This window comes from Kitasatospora sp. NPDC085879 (genome assembly GCF_040686255.1).
Classification (GTDB): Bacteria; Actinomycetota; Actinomycetes; order Streptomycetales; family Streptomycetaceae; genus Kitasatospora.
This window is the reverse complement of the sequence record NZ_JBFBJZ010000065.1, coordinates 1-2,901: the sequence shown is the minus strand read 5'-3', so window position 1 is coordinate 2,901 and position 2,901 is coordinate 1. Positions and strand designations below refer to the sequence as shown.

General features: G+C 73.9%; 1 protein-coding gene and 1 pseudogene. Both read right to left on the bottom strand.

What is annotated here, in order from left to right; translation table 11 throughout:
* A pseudogene (locus AB0P35_RS33650) lies at positions 1–1,787 on the bottom strand (hypothetical protein); the annotation flags it as partial.
* Between the two features lie 4 nt (positions 1,788–1,791).
* A complete protein-coding gene (locus tag AB0P35_RS33645) occupies positions 1,792–2,835 on the bottom strand; it encodes a hypothetical protein (protein ID WP_363518485.1) in 1,044 nt (347 codons plus the stop codon).
* Positions 2,836–2,901: the final 66 nt, after the last annotated feature.

The window sequence follows — 2,901 nt, the reverse complement described above, 5'->3', positions numbered from 1 at the left end:
CCGGTAGTCGGCGGCACATGAGCAGGAGTCTCACGGCTCGGCGCAGGCGACTCATGGACCGGCGTCTCGTGAACCGGCGCCGGGGACGGCCTGTCGGCGGTCGGCGTCCGGTCGGCGACCGGCTCCGTGGGCGCAGGCCGTCCCTCGTGTGCCCCTGCCGTGTCGGTGGGGACGTGACGGGTCTCACCGGCGGTCGTGTTGGGGCGCGACTCCGACATCGGGACGGCCGCGGACTCGTGCGCGGCGGGCTGGACGTTCTGGTGGGTCTGCGGCTGAGCCTGCTCGTGCACGGCAGCGGCCGGCTCGGCGGCACGGGGTGCGGACTCGGAACCACGGGGTGCCGGCTCCGAGACCTGGTGCACAGGCTCGGCGGGCCGGGGCGCGGGCGCCTCGCCACGAGCGGGTGCCGGGGCGTCGTGCGTCGCGGACGTCTCCGCGCGCGGTGCAGCCGGGGCCGCGGCGGTCTCCGCGGCCGGGGTGTGGGCTGCGGAGGGCGCCGGTCGGTCGGAGCCGAACGGCACCAGGCCGCGGGTGCCGGAGGACGAGGACGCGGGCGGAGCGCTCTCGGTGCGGCCCGCACCGCCGCCGCTCTCGCCACCGCTGTGCACCGTGCTGCCGGTGCCGCCAGTGGCAGCCGAACCGGTCGAGGCGGTCGAGGCGTGGCCTCCGCCCCCGGAGGATGCCGCCGATCCCGACGACGAGGGCGTGCCGGTTGTCGAGGGGGCCTCGTGGGTGCCGCCGCCGGAGAGTCCCTCGGCCGACGGGCCGCGGTAACTCGACGACCCGGAGTCGGGCTTGGAGAAGACGGGCGCGCCGCCCGTCCCCTTGCCGGCTCCGGCTCCGGCTCCGGCGCCAGCGCCCTCGGGGCCGGTGTGCGGGGTCGGAATCTTCGGGGCGTTGAACTTGCCCTTCACGACGGCCGCACCGCGGTGCAGGCCGACGGAGGCACCGCCGCTCAGGCCGGAGCCGAGCAGGCTGCCGCCCTCGACGTGGCCGGTCGTGATGAGCTGGGTGGAGACGTCGGCGCCGACACCGACCGCTGCGCCGTGGGCCATCCGGCCCGCGGTGGTCTCCATGACACTGCTGAGGCCGAGCTTCGACCCGCCGGCGCTGAGGCCCTTGCCGATGAGGTGGCCGCTTGCGCCGCCGATGGCGCCGCCGAGGGCGTTCTGCCCGAGCTCCTTCGTGTCGATGCTCTTGCGGTGGCCCTCCGCCACCTCGATGCCCTGGGCCAGGAGGTTGATCGCGGCCATCTGCGCGGCCTGCTTCGCCGCGAACTGCAGGGTCTCCTTCAGCAGTTGCTTGAGGATCTGCTGGACGGCGGTGCGGCTGATGCCCACGAACACGGGGATCTCGGCCAGCGACACGCCCGCGGTGAACGGGGCTTCCGCCTCCGCGGTCGCGATCTCGAAGGCCAGGATGCCGAGTTGGGCCACGATCTGGATCTTCGCGGTCTCCGCGGAGTTGGCCATCGCCTCCAGCATGTCGCCCATGCCGTTGCAGGCCTGGACGAGGCCGGGGAAGTAACCCGGTTCCTCCTCGGTGCCCTTGCCCGTGGTGAACTGCCCCCAGTGCTTGGCAAGTGCGTCGGCGGCGGCGCCGCGCTGGCCGTCGAGGGCGCGCTTCACGGCGGCGTCCGCCGACCGTCCGGCTTCCTCCAGGGTCTTGGCGCCGTCGCGCCAGCGCTCCGCCATGTCGCGGAGCATGTCCTCGTCGGCCTCCGGCCAGCGGGTGCCGGCCAGGAGGAGCAGCACCCACTGCAGGGGCTCTGGAAGTTCGACCGCCATCGGATCAGGCCCTTCGGGTGGTGGACGGGTGGGCCTGCGCGATGTCCCGCAGGGTGGCGCCCGGTGAGGTGACGTTCACGGGCGCGCTGTACGAACCGGGCTGGGAGACGGAGACGCCCTCGGCGCCGCCGCCGTCCTGGAAGGCCGAGGAGTTGCCCTCCTCGGCGGCCCGGTAGTTCTCGGCCATGGCCTTGAGGCCCTCCGCGACGTAGCGGACGGCGTCCGGCATGCCCTTGAGGCCCTTGAGGGTGTCGGTGCTGTACTTCAGGTAGCCCTTCTCGCCCTCCGCGAACTTCTTGCCGGACTCGTCGTTGCCCCATGGATGCGTCGACTGGGTGTGGTCGAGGAAGGCGGAGAGACCGGTCACCAGCTGGGACAGCTGGTCGGCCGCCGCGAGCACCGGGCTGACCGCGGCCCGGTACTGGTCCGGGTTGACCTCGAAGCCGCTGCCGGCGGAACCACCGCCCGACTGGGTCGCGGCGGCGGTCGTCGGTGCCAGCCGCTTGACCTGGGCCTCGGAAGCCGGAACGGCATCCCTGGCGGTCGTCGCGGCGAGCGGAGTGGACCGCGTCAGCGTGGGCTCGGCCGGAACGGCATCCATGGCGGTCGCCCGCAGCCGGTCCGACGTCGCCGGGGTGGCGTCCATCGCCGCCGGGCGCAGAAGGGCGGTCGGCTCGGCGGCGTCCCGACGCTGCAGCGGCTCAAGCCGCGTCAACGGCTCCGCCGCATGCATCGGTTCAAGCCGCGTCAACGGCTCGGCGGCGTGCATGGCCTCAAGGCGCGTCACCGGCTCGGCCCTCTGCATCGGCTCAAGCCGCGTCAACGGCTCCGCCATCTGCATCGGCTCCAACCGCGTCAACGGCTCCGCCGCATGCATCGCCTCAAGGCGCGTCACCGGCTCCGCCGCCACCATCGGCTCCAGGCGAGCTGCCGGTTCCGCGGCCGCCCATGACTCGGTGGCACGGAGTTCGGCCTCCTGTGGGCGGGCCTCGATCACGGTCTCGCGCAGTGCGGCGTGAGCCTGTTCTGCGCCTGTCTGCTCATCCATGGTTCGTCCAGTTCGTGCTGGTCGTGGGGGGGCGGGGGGGCGGGGGGGGGGGCCGGGCGGGCGCGG

Bases quoted from the DNA above. Each gene is read 5' to 3' on its own strand.
- AB0P35_RS33645 (WP_363518485.1), bottom strand. From the start codon at position 2,835: ATGGATGAGCAGACAGGCGCAGAACAGGCTCACGCCGCACTGCGCGAG.